The organism is uncultured Mycobacterium sp. (genome assembly GCF_964249325.1).
Lineage (GTDB): Bacteria > Actinomycetota > Actinomycetes > Mycobacteriales > Mycobacteriaceae > Mycobacterium.
On sequence record NZ_CAXUCH010000135.1, the window covers coordinates 1 to 2,055 of the forward strand.

Sequence of the window (2,055 nt, forward strand, 5' to 3'; positions counted from 1 at the left end):
CTGGCCCGGCTGCTGCGCGCCGACCGGCTCGACGTCGAGGTCGGTTATGCGCCGCGCCGCCGCACCACGGCCACCCGGGTATACCGGCTGCCAGCCGGGCGCCGGGCGGCCCGGCGGGCACGACGCGGTTCTGCGCGGCGGATGCCGCTGATCCGCGACGAGACCGGGGCGGTGATCGTCGGCAGCGCGCTGTGGCGGGGTGCCGACGGGCCGCTGCACGGTGAAGCGGTGGTCGACGACGCGACGCTGTTCGACGGCGACGTCGCCGGGGTGCGGATCCAGCCGACAGAGACGCTGCCGGGCCTGCGCGCCCGCGTGCTGCAGGGTTCGCTTCGTCGCTGGGTGCCGGGTCGAGCGGTCCAACTCGGTTGCACCGGAGTGCTGATCACCCGCGACGGCGTAGCCGCCAGTCGGCCGGCCCGGCGGTCGACGTTCTACCGGCACATCGAAGGCTGGCTGCTGGTCCGCTGGCGTGGTGTCGATGTTTTTGAGCTCATTTCACGATCTGGAGGCAGCCGTATGTCTGGTTTCCTTTTCTCTCGCGACAGACTCCATGTAATCGCCTACTGGACGACAACTGCCGTGGTGGCCACCGAATGCTTTGTCGGCGGGGTCATGGGCGCAGCGCACCTGGAGCCGTTCAAGCGCGTTGTGACGCATCTCGGCTATCCGTTGTACTTCATGACGATCCTTGGTGCCTGCTACGTGGCGGCCGGCGCAGCGCTGCTGGCGCCACGCCTACCCCGGCTCAAGGAATGGGCATATGCGGGACTGATCTCCATCTACACCGGAGCGACGGCGTCCCATATCTGGGTCGGCGACGACGTCAAAACGCTTGTGGGTCCGTTGCTATTCGCTGCGCTCGCCATGGCCTCATGGGCGCTGCGCCCGCAACCGCGACGCGACCTCACACCGCTCACGAGGGGCAGGAAACCCGACGCGATGGCGTCGCGATGATGAGTGAAATCCCGGTGGCGGCAAGCGGATCCCACCTGCCTATGTCGGCCCGGCTGCTGACTTTCGCCCAGTTGGGCTACGCGCATTGGTTATTCGGCAACATGTACGAAGCCGTCGTCAACGTCCCGGAGCGGCTGGCCAGCGAGCCCAGCCGGCCTTCCGTCCTCGGACGCGGCAGCCCGCTGCGCTATTACGCTCCCGTCGCCCCAATCACGCTTGCAGCGACGGCATCAGCTGTCGGTACCGGCTGGGAAATGGGCGGCGCGAGGCGGTGGCTGGCGATGACAGTGGGCTGCGAGATTTGGGGCTTGGCCATCACCGGCTACCTGATCCGCACCGTCAACCTTAAGGTGATCTTCGCGCGCGTGTCGCCACCACGGGCCGAAAGGGACGCATTACTTAGGAGGTGGTACCGCCTCAACCTCGTCCGGATGGCAGCCGCAGGCGGTGCCTTATTCGCCGCACACCGTGCGAATCGGGCCATTACCACGGGTATCGCACGACGGTCCGCCTGAGGCCAGGGTCGACTGGTGCTCCGGTAGTTTCGAGAGGTGAGCATCAGCCGCCTGCACGAGTCGGTGCGACCGAGCCCCATCTTTCTGGCAATGGTCGGGCTGACGGCATTCGGCGGCGTGCTGGCCTGGCTGGCCGGCGCCGACATCCAGGCAATGGCCTATGTCGGGGTGTTCATCTTCGTGATCGCCGGCTGGCTGGTGTCGCTGTGCCTGCACGAGTTCGGGCATGCCTTTACCGCGTGGCGATTCGGCGACCGGGATGTCGCGGTGCGCGGCTACCTGACCCTGGACCCCCGGCGCTACAGCAGTCCCATGCTGTCGCTGGGGCTGCCGATGCTGTTCATCGCGCTCGGCGGCATCGGCCTACCGGGTGCAGCGGTGTACTTGCGGACCTCGTTCATGACCCCGGCGCGGCGCACGATCGTCAGCCTGGCCGGGCCGTTCGCCAACCTGGTGCTGGCCGTGCTGCTGCTGGTGCTGGTCCGGTTGTGCTACCAGCCCGAACACCCGGTGCTGTGGGCCGGTGTGGCGTTTCTGGGTTTCCTCCAGCTCACCGCGGTGGTGCTGAACCTGCTGCCGATCC

The 2,055-nt window shown here is 67.5% G+C and carries 2 protein-coding genes and 2 pseudogenes (1 of these 4 only partly in view); all 4 read left to right on the forward strand.

All coding sequences use genetic code 11. The features are described 5' to 3' along the window. Positions 1 to 468, forward strand: a pseudogene (locus ACFE99_RS16290) (peptidase M50); the annotation flags it as partial. A gap of 51 nt (positions 469 to 519) precedes the next feature. Beyond that, a complete protein-coding gene (locus ACFE99_RS16295; RefSeq protein ID WP_375487080.1) occupies positions 520 to 957 on the forward strand; it encodes a DoxX family protein in 438 nt (145 codons plus the stop codon). Next, complete coding sequence (locus ACFE99_RS16300) at positions 954 to 1,472, forward strand: hypothetical protein (RefSeq protein WP_375487064.1); 519 nt, start codon at positions 954 to 956, stop codon at positions 1,470 to 1,472. Before ACFE99_RS16295 ends, ACFE99_RS16300 begins: the two co-directional genes overlap by 4 nt. 90 nt (positions 1,473 to 1,562) lie before the next feature. Further along, positions 1,563 to 2,055: pseudogene (locus ACFE99_RS16305) on the forward strand (site-2 protease family protein) (it continues 222 nt past the right edge of the window).

What these genes read in the sequence shown, in the direction of transcription:
- ACFE99_RS16295 (WP_375487080.1), top strand. Translation starts at nt 520, where the DNA reads ATGTCTGGTTTCCTTTTCTCTCGCGACAGACTCCATGTAATCGCCTAC.
- ACFE99_RS16300 (WP_375487064.1), top strand. Translation starts at nt 954, where the DNA reads ATGATGAGTGAAATCCCGGTGGCGGCAAGCGGATCCCACCTGCCTATG.